At 69.7% G+C, this 17,404-nt stretch carries 16 protein-coding genes and 1 pseudogene; 9 read left to right on the top strand and 8 right to left on the bottom strand.

Going from position 1 to position 17,404, the window contains the following annotated elements; translation table 11 throughout:
• Nucleotides 1-217: 217 nt before the first annotated feature.
• The 4 genes and pseudogenes from ACZ6BB_RS40275 to ACZ6BB_RS40260 form a co-directional block, all read left to right on the top strand.
• Nucleotides 218-1,161 (top strand): annotated as a pseudogene (locus ACZ6BB_RS40275) (transposase); the annotation flags it as partial.
• 989 nt (nt 1,162-2,150) lie between these two features.
• On the top strand, nt 2,151-2,921 hold the full coding sequence (locus ACZ6BB_RS40270; protein WP_471620061.1) for an SDR family NAD(P)-dependent oxidoreductase: 771 nt from the start codon (nt 2,151-2,153) through the stop codon (nt 2,919-2,921).
• A 27-nt stretch (nt 2,922-2,948) separates the two neighbouring features.
• Nucleotides 2,949-3,377: a VOC family protein gene (locus ACZ6BB_RS40265; protein ID WP_471620060.1), complete on the top strand. Its 429-nt coding sequence runs from the start codon at nt 2,949-2,951 to the stop codon at nt 3,375-3,377.
• On the top strand, nt 3,374-4,909 hold the full coding sequence (locus tag ACZ6BB_RS40260) for an MFS transporter (RefSeq protein WP_471620059.1): 1,536 nt from the start codon (nt 3,374-3,376) through the stop codon (nt 4,907-4,909). The genes ACZ6BB_RS40265 and ACZ6BB_RS40260 overlap by 4 nt, the downstream gene beginning before the upstream one ends.
• A gap of 126 nt (nt 4,910-5,035) precedes the next feature.
• On the opposite strand, the gene ACZ6BB_RS40255 is transcribed toward ACZ6BB_RS40260, so the two are convergent.
• From ACZ6BB_RS40255 to ACZ6BB_RS40220, 8 genes are all read right to left on the bottom strand, one after another.
• Nucleotides 5,036-5,422, bottom strand: coding sequence for an SDR family NAD(P)-dependent oxidoreductase (locus ACZ6BB_RS40255; RefSeq protein WP_471620067.1), 387 nt, complete (start codon nt 5,420-5,422; stop codon nt 5,036-5,038).
• Nucleotides 5,423-5,469: 47 nt separating this feature from the next.
• Entirely contained in the window at nt 5,470-6,453 is a 984-nt protein-coding gene (locus ACZ6BB_RS40250; RefSeq protein ID WP_471620058.1) for a LysR family transcriptional regulator, read from the bottom strand.
• Between the two features lie 190 nt (nt 6,454-6,643).
• Nucleotides 6,644-7,600 (bottom strand): fumarylacetoacetate hydrolase family protein, encoded by a 957-nt coding sequence (locus tag ACZ6BB_RS40245; RefSeq protein WP_471620057.1) that lies wholly within the window; start codon nt 7,598-7,600, stop codon nt 6,644-6,646.
• A gap of 3 nt (nt 7,601-7,603) precedes the next feature.
• Entirely contained in the window at nt 7,604-8,974 is a 1,371-nt protein-coding gene (locus ACZ6BB_RS40240; RefSeq protein ID WP_471620056.1) for an FAD-binding oxidoreductase, read from the bottom strand.
• An 8-nt stretch (nt 8,975-8,982) separates the two neighbouring features.
• Nucleotides 8,983-9,951 (bottom strand): cyclase family protein, encoded by a 969-nt coding sequence (locus tag ACZ6BB_RS40235; protein ID WP_471620055.1) that lies wholly within the window; start codon nt 9,949-9,951, stop codon nt 8,983-8,985.
• The gene (locus ACZ6BB_RS40230; protein ID WP_471620054.1) at nt 9,948-10,961 is read right to left on the bottom strand and encodes an amidohydrolase family protein; all 1,014 of its coding nucleotides are present in this window, start codon (nt 10,959-10,961) and stop codon (nt 9,948-9,950) included. Before ACZ6BB_RS40230 ends, ACZ6BB_RS40235 begins: the two co-directional genes overlap by 4 nt.
• Complete coding sequence (locus ACZ6BB_RS40225) at nt 10,958-12,082, bottom strand: FAD-dependent monooxygenase (RefSeq protein ID WP_471620053.1); 1,125 nt, start codon at nt 12,080-12,082, stop codon at nt 10,958-10,960. The genes ACZ6BB_RS40230 and ACZ6BB_RS40225 overlap by 4 nt, the downstream gene beginning before the upstream one ends.
• A gap of 37 nt (nt 12,083-12,119) precedes the next feature.
• The gene (locus ACZ6BB_RS40220; protein ID WP_471620052.1) at nt 12,120-12,425 is read right to left on the bottom strand and encodes an antibiotic biosynthesis monooxygenase family protein; all 306 of its coding nucleotides are present in this window, start codon (nt 12,423-12,425) and stop codon (nt 12,120-12,122) included.
• 252 nt (nt 12,426-12,677) lie between these two features.
• On the opposite strand from ACZ6BB_RS40220, the gene ACZ6BB_RS40215 reads away from it, so the two are divergent.
• The 5 genes from ACZ6BB_RS40215 (at nt 12,678) to ACZ6BB_RS40195 (ending at nt 17,334) form a co-directional block, all read left to right on the top strand.
• Nucleotides 12,678-13,640, top strand: coding sequence for a fumarylacetoacetate hydrolase family protein (locus ACZ6BB_RS40215; RefSeq protein ID WP_471620051.1), 963 nt, complete (start codon nt 12,678-12,680; stop codon nt 13,638-13,640).
• A complete protein-coding gene (locus ACZ6BB_RS40210) occupies nt 13,637-14,572 on the top strand; it encodes a VOC family protein (protein WP_471620050.1) in 936 nt (311 codons plus the stop codon). Before ACZ6BB_RS40215 ends, ACZ6BB_RS40210 begins: the two co-directional genes overlap by 4 nt.
• Nucleotides 14,573-14,600: 28 nt before the next feature.
• The gene (hisD, locus tag ACZ6BB_RS40205; protein ID WP_471620049.1) at nt 14,601-15,902 is read left to right on the top strand and encodes a histidinol dehydrogenase; all 1,302 of its coding nucleotides are present in this window, start codon (nt 14,601-14,603) and stop codon (nt 15,900-15,902) included.
• The gene (locus tag ACZ6BB_RS40200) at nt 15,899-16,669 is read left to right on the top strand and encodes an SDR family NAD(P)-dependent oxidoreductase (RefSeq protein WP_471620048.1); all 771 of its coding nucleotides are present in this window, start codon (nt 15,899-15,901) and stop codon (nt 16,667-16,669) included. The genes hisD and ACZ6BB_RS40200 overlap by 4 nt, the downstream gene beginning before the upstream one ends.
• A 149-nt stretch (nt 16,670-16,818) precedes the next feature.
• On the top strand, nt 16,819-17,334 hold the full coding sequence (locus tag ACZ6BB_RS40195) for a DoxX family protein (protein ID WP_471620047.1): 516 nt from the start codon (nt 16,819-16,821) through the stop codon (nt 17,332-17,334).
• The last annotated feature ends 70 nt before the right edge of the window (nt 17,335-17,404 follow it).

Raw genomic sequence — 17,404 nt, 5'->3', positions numbered from 1 at the left:
ACCCGCTCGAACAGCTCCCACAACTCGTCCGGCACCATGCGCTCGACCATCACCACACGGGCAGACTACCCAGCACCCCAAATGAGACGACGTCTAACTTCGCGCTTTCGCGTGGCAGGGCGTCCGGTGGGTGATCAAAAACCGGAGAGTGCTCCTGACCTGCAACGATAGGACTTTTCTAGGGTCCAGGTCGTCGCATGGAAGAAGCACTCTCCAGGTGAAGAAGCGTATCGGGTCCTACCCGCGTGTCCGTACCGAAAGCGGTGGGCGCGGAGTGGTCTCCCAGGCCGGCGCTGTGCTGCTTGTGGAGACGATCCGCAAGACCGGTCTGGATCAGGCGATATCGGCGGCGCTGGCACCGTGGCGCAAGCCGCGGCCGGTGCATGATCCGGGCAAGGTCCTGCTGGATGTGGCGCTCGCGGTCGCGCTGGGCGGAGACTGCCTGGCGGACGTGGGCATGCTGCGGGCCGAGCCGTCGGTATTCGGGCCGGTGGCCTCCGATCCGACGGTCTCCCGGCTGATCGACGCGCTGGCATCGGGCGGGAAGCGCGCGCTGACCGCACTGCGGCAGGCCCGTGCTCAAGTCCGTGAATACGTATGGACGTCGGCCGGAGACGCGGCGCCGGACGCCACGAGTTCGTCGACTGGTTTGCCGCCCGCGGCCGGTGGCTGTCTTACTCCGTCGGCATGACCATCACCGATGCCATCCACCAGGCCGTCCTGAAGGTCCGGCCTCAGCCTGGACGCCGGCCGTCGAGCCCGGCGGCGAGATCCGCGACGGCGCCTGGGTGGCCGAGTTCGACGGCGACTGTCTCAACGACTGGCCCGAGGGGATGCGGCTGATCGTGCGGAAGGAACAGCCGCACCCCGGCGCCCAGTTGCGCTTCACCGACGCCGACGGCATGTGCCTGACCTGCTTCGCCACCAACACCAACAACACGCCGATCGCCTCACTCGAACTACGCCACCGCCAGAGTGCCCGAGCCGAGGACCGCATCCGCGCCGCCCGCGCCGCCCGCGCCGCCCGCGCCGCCCGCGCCGCCCGCGCCGCCCGCGCCACCGGCCCTGCGCAACCTGCCCCTCCACGACGCCGCGCAGAACCAGATCTGGCTGGAGATCTTCCAGATCGCTCTGGGCCTGAGGATCAGCACCCTTGCCTGGGGGTACTTCGTCACGATCCACTTGGTTGCCCCGATGCCGTCCCCCGGCATCCGCGCATCCGTCAGAATCCACGAGGCCACAGTTCACTGCACGCGGCGGCGGCGCATGGCGTGCCCCTCATGGTCGTCGACCTTCCCGAGGAGGCAGGTGAGTTCTACCCGGCGTCCCTGACACTCGTGCGCCCCGACCAGCACGTGTGCTGGTGCGGTGACGTGCTGCCCGCGGACACAGCAGGCCTGGTCGGTCTCGTGAGGGGGCACCTCGGGTCGCCCGCCGAGTAACGCGTTCGTCGAGCCACCGAAGCAGGGCTCGTGCGGGGGTGAACCGTGATGGCCGAGTGGGCATCGCCGGACATACATACCGACACGGCCGGTGAGGACGCGCGGTCCGTCGGACGCGGAGCGGTCCACCTGCCCACCACCGACGACGCACCCGGCGCTGCCCGATCTCCGGCCCTGGGGGCAGACCGCTGTCCGGCACCAAGTCGGCGTCGGCAACGACGCCTCCGACACCAAGGTCACCGGCGGTGCTTGACGCCGCCGGCCTTGCCCGGGGGTACGGCGGGGGCTGGCGCGTCAACCCCACACCCGCTCCCCGCCCCCGGCGGATCCGGCGTGCGGTCCAACCCTACGCAGACAACCTGCGACCTCGACGCGCTCGCCAACGACGACTGCCGTCGCCGAACCGCGTACCGCCCTCAGCTCTGTCCCTCCAGGTCAGGCATCTGTGCGGTCACGGCGCCAGAGCGGCTGTTCGCGCGCTTCCCAGGTGGCAACTCGCCTTGCACCGAGGTGACTTGTTCCGTCAACCGGCCTCGTGGGCAAAACGGCGTACGGACGCTTTCCGTGTGGCTGTGAGCCACCGCCCATACCTGCCATACGAACGACCGATGCCCTATCACCGACCTGCTTCTTGTTACAGCCCAGTCCCCTCCCTACGCTGCCACCACCGCGCCTGGGCGGAATGGGACAAGGGACACAGGAAGTCAAATGGGTCGACTGGTTGGGAAAATCGCCTTCATCAGTGGAACAGGAGCCGGAATAGGCCGTGCCGCGGCCCGGATATTCGCCTCCGAAGGCGCCACTGTATTCGGCTGTGACATCAATAAGGAGAGTGCGGCCGAGACCGTCGACATCGTGGAGAAGGCCGGGGGAGTCATGCGGTCCCTGGCGCCCGTCGATCTCTCCACCGAGGAGGGCTCCCGGGAGTGGATCGAGGCCGGTATCGCGGCCTTCGGCGGGATCGACATCCTCTACAACAACGCCTCCGCGCTGCGGAACGGTCCGTTCGACACCCAGCCCGTCGAGGACTGGTACTTCACCCTCCGCAACGAGCTGGACATTCCCTACTTCTGCACGCGGGCGGCCTGGCCGCACCTGATCGCGCGCGGTGGCGGGGCCGTCCTCAACGTCGCCTCCGTGGCCGCCGTGCGCGGCGCGCCATTCCTGCCGATGGTGCCGCACGGTGCCGCCAAGGGCGGAGTGCTGGCGATGAGCAAGCACCTGTGCGCGGCCGGCGCCCCGCACCGCATCCGCGTCAACACCATCGCCCCCGGCATGATCCGCACCTCCGCCACCGCGCCCTTCCTCGACGACCCCGACGGGCCCAGGGCCCGGATGGAGGCGCGCATCCCGGTCGGCCGGGTCGGCGAGCCGGAGGACATCGCCCGCGCGGCCGCCTTCCTCTGCTCCGACGAGGCGGCCTTCGTCAACGGCGCCAACCTCATGGCCGACGGCGGCGACAGCGCGATGGCGGGCTGAGCGGCCGTGACGACCCGACTCGACCACGTGGGCGTCAACGTGCGCGATCTCGCAGCCCAAACCGCCTGGTACCAGGACGCCTTCGGGCTGAAGCGCGTCTTCTACTTCCACCTTGAAATCCCGGGGCTGCGCGGTGTCGTACTGGAACATCCCCATGGCTGGCGTGTCGAACTCCTCGCCCGCCCCGGCTCGGCGCCGGGCCTGCGGGCACCGGACCCGATGACCGCCGCCCTCACCGAGGGATACGGCCACGTCGCGCTCACCACTCCCGAACTGGACCCCGTTTACACGGCCCTCCTGGCCCACGGGGCGGGCGAGATCGTGAAACCCGGGCCGTCCCCCGAGCCCGGCGTGCGCATGGCCTGGTTCAGCGACCCCGAGGGAAATCTCATCGAACTCATGGAAAAGAAAGTCGGAACCCACCAAAAGAACGCAGAGCGAGGGCACGGAAAATGAAAGATTCGATCTCCCTGAGAAGACTGGACCGCGGAACACTTGTCGCGTGTTGTCTCGCCGTGGCGGTGGCACAGTTGTGCATTACCGTGCCCGCGCCGATCAACGGAAATATTCAGGCCGCTTTCGGGGCGTCGGGGTCCCAGGTGGCATGGGTGACCTCGGCCTTCATTCTCCCCACCGCCATTCTGGAACTGAACTTCGGTGTGGTCGGCGACCTGTTCGGCCGCAAGCGCCTTCTGGTGCTCGGCGGATTCGTCCTGGCACTCGGGGAACTTCTCAACGCCACCGCCCAGAACATCACCATGCTGTGGGTCGGGCAGGCGCTGGCCGGCATCGGCGCTGCCGCGCTCTTCCCCAGCTCCCTGGCGGTGATCGCGGCTGCCACGCCTGATCAGAAAGACCGGGCCAAGGCCGTCTCCACCTGGGCGCTGAGCATCTCCATCGCCTCCGCCGCGGGCCCGCTGTCCTCCGGTGTGCTCGCCACGATCGCCGACTTCCGCTGGGCGTTCGTGCCGCCGGTCGTTCTCGGACTGGCCGTCGGCGTCACGTGCTGGCTCCTCGTCACCGACTCCAAGGCCCCCGAGGGTCGCGCGCTCGACTGGCCGGGCCAGATCAGCATCGCGGTCGGCCTCACCGCCCTGCTCTGGGGCATCATCGAGGGCGGCGAGCGAGGCTGGAGCAGCCCGGCGATCGTCGGCGCGCTCGCCCTGGCCACGGCGGCGCTCGTCGCCTTCATCGCTGCCGAGAAGCGTGCCGCCTCGCCCATGTTCAACCTGGACCTGCTGCGCATCCCGTCGTTCTCGGCGGCGGCCGTCGTCGCGCTGGCCGGGATGTTCGGCTTCATCGGCACCGCGTACGTCGTCTCCATCCGGCTCGGCGCCGTGATGCACCTGAGCGCGCTGCGTGCCGGCTTGCCGCTGGTGATCCTCCAGCTGATCCCGCTGCTGCTGGCGCCGGTGCTCAGCAAGATGCTCACCCGCATCGAGCCGCGCTGGCTGCTGATGGGCGGTCTCCTGCCGATGGCCGCGGGACAGTTCTGGATCGCCGCGCTGCCCGTCACCACGACCTCCCTCACGGCCTTCCTCGGCCCGGTGCTGCTGCTCGGCGTCGGCTTCATCTGCGTCGTGTCCTCGTTGACGTCCGCCGCCGTGAACGCTGTGCCCATCCACATGACCGGCATGGCCAGCGGCGCCACCAGCCTGGTGCGCGAGTTCGGACAGGGACTCGGCCCCGCCGTGATCAGCACGATCGCGATGGGCGCCGCCTCCTCGGCGCTGATGGGCAATCTCAGCGGCAAGGACGCCGCCATACAGCAGGCGGCGGGACCGCTCGCCGTGGTCAACGTCGGCAGCGACAGCGCCAAGGCCGCCGCCCAGACCGCCCTCGCCCACGGCATGGCCCTCGGTGTGATCGTCTGCGGCTGCGCCTCCCTGCTCGGCGCGCTGGTCACCCTGCTGCTGGTCCGCAAGAGCACCGCCCGCTCCGCGGTCGGCGTGGGCGAGCCGGCGATCCAGATGACCGTGTCCGTGTAGCGGGCAACGTAGCGAAGAAGAGGCCAGGGCCGAAGCCCTGGCCTCCTCACATGTGCGGTGACGCCATGTCCGCGGCGCGCACGCTCACCCGTGCGCGCCCGACCTTCGTCCGGCGTCCGTTTTCGTTCACTCCCCGACGGGCATGAGCGGGGCGAGTGCCTGGATGCCCAGCAGCGCGCCGGTGGTGTTCACCGTGAAGGCCCGGTTCCAGTCGGTGAGGTCGACCTCGCCCAGGCGGGCTCGCATGGGGATGCCCGCGTTGTTCACCAGCCCGTGCACGGCCTCCAGCGACGACGCCAGCGCCGACCAGTCCTCGGGCGACGTCACGTCCAGGTGCCGGAAGCACACGTCGAGATCGTCGGCGCGCAGGGACGCGGCCAGCTTCTCGCCCGCCTCGTCCAGCACACCGGTGGCCACCACCCGCGCGCCCTCCTGGGCCGCGGCCGTCACCTCGGCGGCTCCCTGCCCCTGTGCGGCTCCGGTGATGACGACGGTACGGCCTGCCAGGCGCATGGGGCTCACGGCTCCTCCAGGGGATACGGGATGTCTCCCGTACCACGCTAGAAAACCGAGCTGAGCTCCGGAAACGGATGTTCGGCATGGGTGGCATCAACGGCGGTGATCTCCTGGTCCAGCGGCTCGTCCAGCGAGGCGCCGACCTTGCGTACGGTCTCGCGCAGCCAGCGGTGCGCGGGGTCCGCGTGCCGGTTGTTGTGCCAGTGCATCGCCTCGACCAGCGGTACGTCAGGGAACGGTGTCGGGACGGCGACACAGCGCGCGAAGCCTTCATAGCGGCGGGCGAGCCGTTCCGGCACCAGAGTGACCAGATCGGTGCCGCTGACCAGGAACGGCAGGACGCTGAAGCCAGGTGTGCTGACCTGCACCTTCGGGGTGATGCCGAGGGTCTCCAGCTGACGGCCGACGGGCGTGTTGCCCCTGCCGATCGAGCACGCGGCGTGTGGCATCTCCGCGAGGTCCCGCAGGCCGAGCCGCCCATCCACGAGTCGCGGGTTGTCCGGGTCGACCAGACAGACGAACCGGTCGTGCATCACGGCCTCGCTCACCCCTGGGAGCTGGTAACCGAGCGGCGCGATCATCAGGTCGTGGCACCGCAGGTGCGTCTCTGTCTCCAGCTGCCCGTCCACGATGGGATGGAAGTCGATGCGGACGCCTGGCGCCTCCTGCGCGATCACCCGCAGCAGCGGCTCCACGAACACCGTCATCACGTAGTCCGACATCACCACCGAGAAGCGCTGCCGACTGTGCTCCGGATCGAAGTGCCGGGTCAGCGACAGCGCCTCCTCCGCCTTGTGCAGGGACGCCTGGACGAGCGGCAGCAGCCGTTCGGCGAGCGGCGTCAGCTCGTACTCGCGGCCTACCCGCACCAGCAGCTCGTCGTTGAAGTGCCGGCGCAGCCGGGCCAGCGAGCCGCTCATCCCCGACTGGCTGGTGCACAGGCGCACACCGGCGTGGGTGACGTTCTTCTCCTCCAGGAGCGCTTCCAGTGCCACCAGAAGATTGAGGTCGATCGCTCCCAGGCTCACGGATGTCCCCTTCCGGCCACGTCTTTGAAGCATCGGTGAATCGGGAGCGTAACCACCATATTGCGGTCTGGAAAAGAGTTGGGTCGAACCTTCACCAAGATGCGATGAGAGCCATTCGGCGAAGCCATACCCGCACGTCAAGGGGCCAGTGCCCGAACAGCTGGGCACTGGCCCCACATGGCTCGACGTGCTAGGGCCGGGGCGTCCGCCCCCGCTTCCTCGCTCGCGGGAGGTAGACGTCCGCGCGCCCCGGAACGACCTGGTTGCGCAGCGTCCCCAGCCGCTCCACGGTCAGCTCCACCTCATCGCCGGGCGTGAGCGGCGGCGGGGTGCGCTCCCCCAGGCGTCCCCAGTGCTCCGCGAGCGCGCCCCAACCGCACGTGCCCGAGCCGAGGACGTCCCCGGGGTGTACCCAGGCGTCCCGGCTGGCGTAGGCGATCATCTCCTCGAAAGTCCAGGAGACGTTGGCGAGGGTGTCCCGGCCGATCAGCTCGCCGTTGAGGGTGACGGTCATCTCCAGGTCCAGGAAGCCGTCCGGGTCGCGCCTGTCCTCCACCTCGTCGGCGGTGACCAGGTACGGGCCGAGCGTGTTCGCGAAGTCCTTGCCCTTGGAGAAGCCGAGGCCCAGGTTCTTCTCCGGTTTCTGCAGGTCGCGCGCCGACCAGTCGTTGAAGACGAGGTAGCCGACGATATGCTCGCGCGCCTGCTCGGGCGTGAGGTCGCGTCCGCTGCGACCGATGACCGCCCCGACCTCCAGCTCGAAGTCGAGAACCGAACAGCCCGCGGGAACGGGTACGTCGTCGTGCGCGCCGTATGCCGCGTGCGGGTTGGTGAAGTAGAAGTTCGGCGCCCGGTACCACTCCTGCGGAACGTGCTCCAGGCCGTCCAGCGATTTGGACACCCCCTCGATGTGTGCCTCGAAACCGACGAAGTCCCGGATGGACGGCGGCTTCAGCGGCGGCAGAAGCCGCACCTGATCCACCGTCAGCTCGCTGGCTGCGCTGAGCGCTTCGGCCCCCGCGGCGTACAAGACCTCCTGCTCGACCAGCGCCAGGACGGTGACTTGCTCGGGAAGCGGGTGCACCACCCCGTCCCGGACCACACCGGCGCGCTCCACGCCCTCGTACTCGTATGTCGCGAAACGCATGCCTCACTGCTCCCAGTGGTTGGTGTTGGTGACAGACCCTGCGCTCAGGTAGCCCACGAACAGGCCCTTGGGATCGCGTACGTCGCGGATCTCCTGGAGCCTGCGCCACTGCTCGTCACCCATGAACTTCAACTGCCGTACGGTCAGGTCGGAGTCCCCGAGGTACTGGCCCACGGTCACCGGCTGCAGTGCCCTCATCGCCTCGTCCAACCAGGCCCGCAGCTCCGCGTCCCGCTCCGGCTCGTCGTGGATCACGTACGTCGCGCAGTAGATCTCCGACTGCAACGAGAAAGCCATGTCGGGCAGTTCACGCATCGGCGCCATGGAGAACCAGATGGTGAAGGTCTGCCGGGTGGGATGCTCGGTGAACGCCCTGCGCATCGCCGGGACGACCTCCTCGGCGGGCCCGGTCACCCAGGCGTTGTCGACGAGGTAGCGGTGGCCCTCGGGGTTGGCGGTGCGCTGACCCGCGAGTTGCTCGGCCAGCGTGGTGGGCTGCGCTTCGACGCGGAACAGGGCCCGGTCGGCGTACGGGTTGGCGTGCAGCGGGGCCAGGGCATCGGCGGCCTGCTCGGGGGTGTCGGTCATCGACACGCCCGTGACCAGGAGCACCGGTTCCTCCGCGCCCGGTGGCGTCTGCGTGACGGCGACGATCTCCACCAGGTCCGACACCGTGTGGTGCATGCCCTGCAGCCAGGTCATGACCTCGTCGAAGAGGTCCAGCGGGTAGGCGTGAACGGTGTGCGCCAGGTGCCTCGGCAGGGGGCGGGTGCGCAGATGGAAGCGCGTGACGACACCGAAGAACCCGGGCCCGGCGCCACGCGCCGCCCAGAGCAGGTCACTGTTCTGCGTCTCGTCGGCACGCACGAGTTCGCCCTCGGCCGTGACGACGTCGATCGCCACGATGTTCTCCGCCGCCCAGCCCCAGCCGCGCGCGTTCCAGCCCTGACCGCCCTGGAGCAGGAAGCCGCCGATGCCGACGGAGGGGCAGTGCCCGCCGTTGAAGAAGCGCCCGGCCTCGGCGAGGTACGGGTTGAGTTCGTCGCCGCCCTTCACACTGGGCGTCGCTGTCACGATGCCGGTCTGCGGGTCGTACGCCATCTCGCGGAAGTTCCCGAGATCGATCAGCAGCGCGTCCTGCCGTACCGACCAGGCCGCCCAGCTGTGTCCGCCGGAGCGGACGGCGACCTGCCAGCCACGCCGCAGGGCCAGTCGTACGCCCTCGACGACGTCCTGTTCGGTGGCGGCCTTCAGTACGGCGGCGGGCGTCCGGTCGTACGGGCGGCGGGCGTTGAAGACCCTGCCGAAGCACGCCTGCGCGAAGTCCTCGTCGCCAGGGAGGTGGAGAGTGCCGGAGAATCGGTTGGTGTTCACTGGGCTGCTCACTTGATCGCGATCGGGTTGACGGGCGCGCCGACCGCGCCGGTGACCGGCAGCGGAGCGGCGACCAGCAGGAACTCGTAGACGCCGTCGGCCGCGCAGTCCTCGGCCAGTGCCTCCAGGTCCCACATCTCGCCCAGCGGAAGGCCCATGTTCGGGATCGCGATCTGGTGCAGCGGGGACATGGCCAGCTCGGCGAATTCGTAGGGACGTACCTCCAGTCCCCAGGTGTCGGAGGCGATCGCCCCTATCTCGGTGCGGTGCAGCCAGCCGAGGGTGGTGAAGGAGAGGCCAGGGGCGTCACCGGCCGCGTAGCCGCCCCACTCGCCCAGCCGCCTCACGCGGCCCAGCTGGCCCGTGCGCACGAGGACGAGGTCGCCGCGGCGGACGGTGGAGGTCGCGCCCTGCGCCTCGATGGTGGCGCGCAAATGCTCCTCCAGGATGGGGAATCCGTCGGGGAGTTCCCCGTGCTCGTCGCCGACCGCGCGGCCCACGTCCAGCAGGACACCGCGCCCTGTGAAGGCTTCCCTCATGTGCTCGATGCCGGTGACCGAGTCGCCGTCGCCGCTCACGATGGTGCACGGACGGCCGTTCCACGCCTGCTTGTTGTCGTAGATGTGGCCGAGCCCGTCCCACTGGGTGGAGGCCTGGAGAGGCATGACCACGTGGTCGTCGGCGCCGCCGAACCCGTGCGGGAAGCCCTGCGTGCCGGCGGCCGCGTCGGAGCCGGTGTCCTTCATGTAGTGGACCGGGTTGATCCGGCCGCGGAATCCACGCTGCGGGCCGTTCTCGTTGCACTCCAGGGCGAGTGAGAGCGACCGGCCCCGGCGGACCAGTCCCGCCGCGTGGGCGCGGATCGCGTCGTCGATGAAGTTGAGGGTGCCCAGTACGTCTTCCTCGCCCCAGCGGCCCCAGTTGCGGTAGGCGGAACGGGCCTTGGCGAGCTCTTCCTCCATGGGACCGAGGCTCATCGGGTGCGTCCTTTCAGCAGCAGATCGATAGCGTTGCCCCCGGCGATCGCGGCACGTTCGGCCTCCGGCAGCCCGGCGGCGTCCAGCCGGGCCACCGGATCGTCGACGCCCATGTCGAAGGGGTGGTCCGTGCCGAGGACGACCCGGTCGGCGCCCACCTCCTCGACCAGGTGGCGCAGAGCGCGCGGGGTGTAGACGAGCGCGTCGAACCACATCCGCCGCAGATAGGCGCTCGGCGGCTCGGCGCACCCGCGAACGTCCGGCCGTACGTGCCAGGCGTGGTCGGAGCGCCCGATGTACGTCGGCAGATAGCCGCCGCCGTGCGCGGCGACGAGCTTCAGCCGGGGGAAGCGGTCCAGAGCGCCTGTGAAGATCAGATGGGAGAGGGCCACGGTGGTCTCGACCGGCTGTCCGACCGTGTTCCCGAGGTACTGCGTGGCGAGCCGCTCGCCGAGTGAGCACCCCCATGGGTGCACGAAGACCACCGCGCCGACTTCCTCGGCCTTCCGCCACACCTCGTCGTGGGCCGGGTCGGCCAGCTCCCGGCCGTTCACGGTCGTGGAGACGCTGATGCCGTACAACCCGTACTCGGTGACCGCCTCGTCCAGCAGCGCCACCGCCAGGTCCGGATGCTGGAGCGGCACCGTACCAAGGCCGTACAGCCGCTCGGGCGCCTCGGCGCAGTGCTCCGCGACCGTCTGGTCGACCGTGCGGGCCAGCCGTGCGGCGAGGTCCGCGTCCGCCCAGTAGTGGTGCATCGGCATCGGGCCGACCACCTGGATGTCGACGCCCATCGCGTCGAGATCGGCGAGGCGCGAGCCCACGTCCGTGAGCCTTGGCCCGAGCGACTGGAGCTGAGCCCTGTTGGCGGCCAGCGACTGAGCGCTGTGGGCGCGTTGCTCGGCAGCCAGTTCGGCGGCCAGGCCGGACTGCCCCGCGCACAGGGCGTCGGCGGCGGGCACGGCCAGGTGGCCGTGGACATCGACGACAGGGGTGCTCGCCGTGGTCATGCCGCCGCCGTCAGCGAGTCGAGCGTCTCCGACATGATCCGCGCGGGATCGGCACCCGGCGTGTCGGGGTCGATCTCCCACTTGGCCAGCTGCAGCGAGTTCTCCAGTACCGTCCGCACACGTGGCAGCCGACGGGACATGAAGTGGTCGAGGGCCTTCTCCAACGGCTCCTCCCCGGTGACCAGCTCGGCCAGGAGCACGGCGTCCTCCATGCACATGGCCGCGCCCTGCGCGATCAGCGGCGGGCAGGCGTGCGCGGCGTCGCCGATGACGAGCGTGCGGCCCCGGTGCCACGGCCCGTCGACCAGAATCGCCTCGATCCAGCGGTAGTCGACGGCGGTCTCGTCGGGCAGGGACGCGATGATCTTGCCCCAGGTACCGCCGTAGCCGGCGCCGCGCTCGCGCAGGAGGGAGAGGGAGGCGCGCGGCCCGACCAGGGATGCGTCCAGGTTCTCGTCGAGCAGGTAGGCGTAGCACTGAGCGGGGGAGATCGGGCTGTAGCCGGCCTTGTAGCGGGGGCCGCCGTAGTACACCTCCGCGCAGTCCATCTCGGCGGGGCGGTCGGCGACGACACGGAAGATCGACATGCCGACCGGGCGCGGTTTCTCCACGATCCCGATCAGAGAGCGCATGGCCGAGTTGATGCCGTCGGCGCCCACCACCAGGTCGTAGCGGCCGGTGGAGCCGTCCGTGAAGGCCACGTCGACGTGTCGGGGCGACTGGTCGAGGCGCTCGACGCTCAGACCGAGACGGACGGTGACGCCGTGCGCGTACACGGCGTCACACAACGCGTCCTGCAGGTCGCGGCGCAGGGCCCCCGCCGTCGCGGGCAGGTCCGGCCCACCGGTGTGGGGGGTGGGCAGCTCCGTGATGAGCTCGCCGTCCGCACGCCGGAGCCGAAGGACGTCGAACGGCACCGCCCGCGCCAGCACCCGGTCCAGCACGCCCACCGAGCGCAGCGCCTTGAGAGCGTTGCCCTGGAGGGTGATGCCGTGGCCCACACCGAACCATTGGGGGGAGATCTCGACGAGCTCGACGTCGGCACCGCGCTGGGCGAGCGCGAGGGCGAGCACGCTTCCAGTGATGCCGCCGCCGACGACGAGCACCTTGTGTACGGGCATGAGCGATCCTTGCGAACGTAGAAGAAGGGGGCAGCGGTCAGCCGCTGAAACGCGGGCCGAGTTCGTGGTAGTGCTCGACGGCCGGCGGCTCGGTGAAGAACGGCCCGACAAGGGCGCGCCAGCGCGCGAAGCGCTCCGACTCCCGGAAGCCGGCCGTGTGCGCCTCGACCGACTCCCAGCCGGCCAGCAGGAGAAACGTCCGCGGCCGCTCCTCGCAGCGCAGCAGCTCGGCCCAGCGGAACCCGTCTGCCTCGGCGAGCAGCTCACGGGCCTTGCCGAAGACCTCCTGGAACTCGTCTTCCCGGCCGGCCTCCACGGTCAGCTCGGCATGCTCGACTACCACGTGTGCTCCTCGGGGTGGTTGGGGAGCTCCGAGCCTGATCGGCGGCGGTACGGGGGTCAACGGATCGAGGCATCGGCAAGGAGGACGTCATCCATCCCGTACGCCGATGGAGCCGCCGCGCGGTGGGGCCGCACATCGTTGCAGGCAGCGGGGGCGGCCCGATGATGGCAGGCATCGCGAACGGCCATTTCCGCCGTCCCTCCGTGGTGCCTAGCGTCGAAGGCGACCCCACCCGTACGAGGAGAGTCGCCTGTGCCCGATCCACTCACCCTCACCGGACCCTTCGCGCTCGGCACGTTCCGCAACAGTGCGGGCGCCTTCCCCGGCCTTGTCAGCGGGGCGCGCGTGCGCGACCTGTCCGACCGGGTGCCGTCCGTACGCGCCCTCGTCGAGGACTGGGACAACTGGCTGCCCCGCCTGGACGAACTCGCCCGGTCCGCCGACGGTCCCTGGCACCCCCTGACCGCCCTGCATGTGCTGCCCCCGATCGAGCCGGGCCAGATCCTGCAGAGCGGCGCCAACTACCGCAAGCACGTGGTGGACCTGGTCGCCGCGGAGAAGGAGAGCGTGCACGGCGCCACGCCCGAGGAGGCCCGCGCGGATGCCGAGAGCATGATGGACGAGCGGATCCGCAGCGGGGTGCCCTACGTCTTCCTCGGTTCGCCGCGTGCCATGTGCGGGCCGTACGACGACATCGTGCTGCCGGCGCACGGCGAGCAGCACGACTGGGAGCTGGAGCTCGCCCTGGTCATCGGCAGGCCGGGCAGGAACATCGCCGTCGAGGACGCGATGTCGTACGTCGCCGCCTACACCGTCTGCAACGATCTCACCACCCGTGACCGCCTCTACCGGCCCGACCTGAAGGCCATCGGCACGGACTGGTTCACCGCCAAGAACGCCGACACCTTCCTGCCGACCGGGCCCTTCCTTGTCCCGGCCGCCTTCGTCGGTGACCCGAACGACCTGCGGATCACCCTGCGGCACAACGGCGTCGTCCGTCAGGACGAGTCCACCAAGGACATGATCTTCGACATCCCGCGGCTCATCGCGTACGTCTCCACGACCACCACCCTGCACCCCGGTGACCTCCTGCTCACCGGCTCACCGGCCGGCAACGGCGCGCACTGGGGCGTCTTCCTCAAGCCCGGCGACGTCGTGGAGTCCGAGATCACGGGCCTGGGCCTGCAGCGCAACACCGTCAGGAGCGGACAGTGACCTTCCAGCCCATCACCCATCTGCGCCATGTCGATCTGGCCGTGCCGGACTTCGATGTCCAGCGAGACTTCTACGGCACCACCTGGGGCCTGACCGAGGTCGCCGGCGACAGCGGTCTCGCGTTCTTCGCCGCCGAGGGCAGCCCCGAGCAGTACGTCGTCCGCATCCGCAAGGACGAGCGGAAGCGGATGGATCTGGTGGCCTTCGGGGCTGTCTCGCCGGAGGCCGTGGACGAACTGGCGGTACGGCTCGGGCGTGCGGGCGTCCAGCTCGTGCATGAGCCGCGAGCCTTGGACACACCGGGCGGCGGCTACGGCATCCGCTTCTTCGACCCGGACGGCCGGGTCGTCGAGGTCTCCGCGGATGTCGCCGTCCGCGATCACCGGAAGATCGAGGAACGTGAGGCGATTCCGGTCCGCCTCTCGCACTGCGTCGTCAACTCCCGGGATCCCGAGGGGCTGCGGGACTTCTACATCGAGCACCTCGGTTTCCGGCTCACCGACACCCTGTACTCCACGCACATGGGCGACCTCATGTACTTCCTGCGGTGCAGCCCCCTGCACCACTCCTTCGCCATCGCCCGTGGGCCTCATGTCTCCCTGCACCACGCGTCGTTCGAGATGCGCGGGGTGGAGGAGTACATGCGCGGCACCGGGCGGGCCCTGCGCGCCGGGACGCGCCTGACCTGGGGGCCGGGCCGGCACCTCGCGGGCGACAACACCTTCTCCTACTTCCACGACCCGCACGGCAACACCGTGGAGTACACCACCGAGCTCGCCGTCCTCGAGGAGGACCTGTGGCACCCGGGCCGGCACGACGTCGACGACCCGGTCACCCAGGACCAGTGGGGCACCGCCGACCCGATGAGCGAGTCGGTCGCCAAGGAGCAGTTCAACGACCCCGACGTGCTCTTCGAAGCACCGCCCGTGTGATCCGACTCTTCTCAGAAAGGCCGTAGTTGTGGCAGAGATCCTGAAGCACGCCGTCCCCAAGGCCGAGGTGACCGCCTCCCTCGGGCAGGTCCGCGAGACCGTTGCCGGCGTCATCGCGGACATCCGCGAGCGCGGCGACAAGGCCGTGCGTGAGTACTCCGAGAAGTTCGACAAGTGGAGCCCCGGTTCCTTCCGGCTGAGCGAGGAGGAGGTCGAGAAGATCGTCGCGTCGGTGCCGCAGCAGGTCATCGACGACATCCGCTTCGTCCAGGAGCAGGTTCGCACCTTCGCCCGCCGACAGCTGGACTCGATGACGGAGTTCGAGGTGGAGACCCTGCCTGGCGTCAGGCTCGGCCAGAAGCACATCCCCGTGCAGGCCGCGGGCGCCTATGTCCCCGGTGGCCGCTACCCGCTCACCGCCTCCGCCCACATGACCATCGTCACCGCCAAGGTGGCCGGCGTGCCCCGGGTCGTCGCCTGTACGCCCCCGATCCGCGGCGAGATCCCGGCCGCCACCGTCGCCGCCATGCACCTGGCGGGCGCGGACGAGATCTGGCTGCTGGGCGGCGTCCAAGCGGTGGCCGCGATGGCCGTCGGCACGGACACCATGGCGCCGGTCAACCTGATCGCCGGCCCCGGCAACGCGTATGTCGCCGAGGCCAAGCGGCAGCTGTTCGGCGAGATCGGCATCGACCTGTTCGCCGGTCCCACCGAGATCCTGGTGCTGGCGGACGAGCACGCCGACCCCTTCGTATGCGCCGTTGACCTGCTCTCCCAGGCCGAACACGGCCCGGACTCGCCCGCCGTGCTCATCACGACATCCCGCGAGCTCGCCGAGCGGACCATCGCCGAGGTGGAGCGGCTGCTGCCGACCATGCCCACCCGGGACTTCGCCGAGCCCGCCTGGCGGGATCACGGCCAGGTGCACGTCGTCGACTCGGTCGACGAACTGTACGCGCTCGCCGACGAGTTCGCGTTCGAGCACGTGGAGGTACTCACCGCCGAGCCGAGACTCGCGCTGGAGCGCATGACGCAGTACGGTGCTCTGTTCCTCGGCGAGGGCACCTGCGTGTCTTTCGGCGACAAGGTGATCGGTACCAACCACGTCCTGCCGACGCGTGGCGCGGCCCGCTACACCGGCGGCCTGTGGGTCGGTAAGTACCTGAAGACCGTCACGTACCAGGAGGTCACCGACACCGACGCGCAGACCCTGCTCGGCCGGCTGTGCGGGCGGGCCGCGCGGGTGGAGCTGTTCGAGGGGCACGCGCGCTCCGGTGACGTCCGGGCCGCGAAGGCGGCGGGCGACGAGCTTGCCTGGAACACGGTATGAGTCTCGACGGCCGTACGGCGCTGGTCACAGGTGGCGGAGGGCCGCTGGGGCGGGCCTTCGCACTCGCCCTGGCGGCGGCCGGGGCCCGGGTGGTCCTCGTCGGCCGCACCGAGCAGGCACTCGCGGAGGCAGCGGCTCGGGCGGAGAAGGAAGGCGGTCAGGCTCGTACGGCCGTGTGCGACATCTCCGACCCTGATTCGGTGCGTGCGCTCGCGGCCGAGCTCGCCGACGAGGACGTGTCGTTGCTCGTCAACAACGCGGGTGTGGCCGGCCCGGTGCGTCCCCTCGTCGACATCGAACCGGACGAGTGGGACAACGTGTTCGCCGCCAACGTCCGCGGCGTCTATCTGATGTGCCGGGCCTTCCTGCCGCCCATGCTGGCAGCGGGTCGCGGTGACATCGTCAACGTGGCCTCCGTGAGCGGCAAACGCCCTCTGCTGAACCGCACCCCGTACACAGCCTCCAAGATGGCGCTGCTGGGTCTGACCCGGACGCTGGCGGGAGAGGTCGGCCCGCAGGGCGTCGCCGTCAACTCCCTCTCGCCCGGGCCGGTCCGGGGCCCCCGAATGGACCGCAACTTCCGGCTGACGGCCGAATTGACGGGCGGCACCGTCGAGGAAGCCGAGCGGGACTTCGCCTCACGGGCAGCGCTGGGCCGGCTGGTCGAGGAGGACGAGGTCGCCCAGGCCCTGGTAGCCATGCTGGCCATGCCGGGGCTGTGCGGAGCCGACATCGACCTGTCGGCAGGGATGATCGCACCGGCCTAGCCAGAGATGGCACGTCATGTCTCCGGCCGCCGGACGTATGTGTGCCGGTCACGCGGCACCCCGTGATCGAGGCAAGCGCAGGACCTCCTCACACCACTTGCCCGACGCAGACCCTCCTCTCCATACCCACCTGTTCGAAGGACTCAATGATGCGTCTCTACACCTCAGCCGCGAACCGGCTCAGCAGGCTCAACGATCCGCTGATGGTCGTCGTGCGGACGACGATCGGCTGGCTGATGATCCTGCACAGCCTCTTCAAGATCAACGTTCTCGGTCTCGACAACTTCGAGAACTTCCTCCTGCGGCCGACCGGTCTGCCCTTCACCTCGGTGCTGCGCTGGCTGGTGCCGTCCATGGAACTCGCCTGCGGTGGCCTGCTCGTGCTCGGACTGCTGACCCGTGTCGCCGCGGCGCTCCTCAGCCTGGAAATGCTGGGCACCGCGGTCCTGGTCAAGCTCGACGCCCTCCACCTGGGCGTCCTCGGTCCGAAGGGCTCGGGCGGAGCGGAGGTGGACATCCTCATGCTCGCCGCGCTTCTTGCGGTACTGGTGCTTGGACCGGGCACCCTGTCGCTCGACTCCCTGCTGGGGCTCGATCGCAAGGAACAAGCCGTGCGGTCGAAGCCGTCTCAGCCCCTGAAGGTCGGGACCAGCGGGAGGGTCTGACGCGAGAGCCGTTGCCGGCGGACCAGAGCTTCAGGCGGATCTTGCGCAGAGCGGGAACTACGCGAGGGTG

Source organism: Streptomyces sp. NPDC041108, assembly GCF_055592645.1.
Note: the sequence above shows the minus strand (reverse complement) of the source record. Positions and strands in the feature narration are given on the sequence as shown.

Coding starts and splice junctions, on each gene's coding strand:
- ACZ6BB_RS40270 (WP_471620061.1), top strand. CDS start 2,151: ATGGGTCGACTGGTTGGGAAAATCGCCTTCATCAGTGGAACAGGAGCC.
- ACZ6BB_RS40260 (WP_471620059.1), top strand. CDS start 3,374: ATGAAAGATTCGATCTCCCTGAGAAGACTGGACCGCGGAACACTTGTC.
- ACZ6BB_RS40255 (WP_471620067.1), bottom strand. CDS start 5,422: ATGCGCCTGGCAGGCCGTACCGTCGTCATCACCGGAGCCGCACAGGGG.
- ACZ6BB_RS40245 (WP_471620057.1), bottom strand. CDS start 7,600: ATGCGTTTCGCGACATACGAGTACGAGGGCGTGGAGCGCGCCGGTGTG.
- ACZ6BB_RS40235 (WP_471620055.1), bottom strand. CDS start 9,951: ATGAGCCTCGGTCCCATGGAGGAAGAGCTCGCCAAGGCCCGTTCCGCC.
- ACZ6BB_RS40230 (WP_471620054.1), bottom strand. CDS start 10,961: ATGACCACGGCGAGCACCCCTGTCGTCGATGTCCACGGCCACCTGGCC.
- ACZ6BB_RS40225 (WP_471620053.1), bottom strand. CDS start 12,082: ATGCCCGTACACAAGGTGCTCGTCGTCGGCGGCGGCATCACTGGAAGC.
- ACZ6BB_RS40200 (WP_471620048.1), top strand. CDS start 15,899: ATGAGTCTCGACGGCCGTACGGCGCTGGTCACAGGTGGCGGAGGGCCG.
- ACZ6BB_RS40195 (WP_471620047.1), top strand. CDS start 16,819: ATGCGTCTCTACACCTCAGCCGCGAACCGGCTCAGCAGGCTCAACGAT.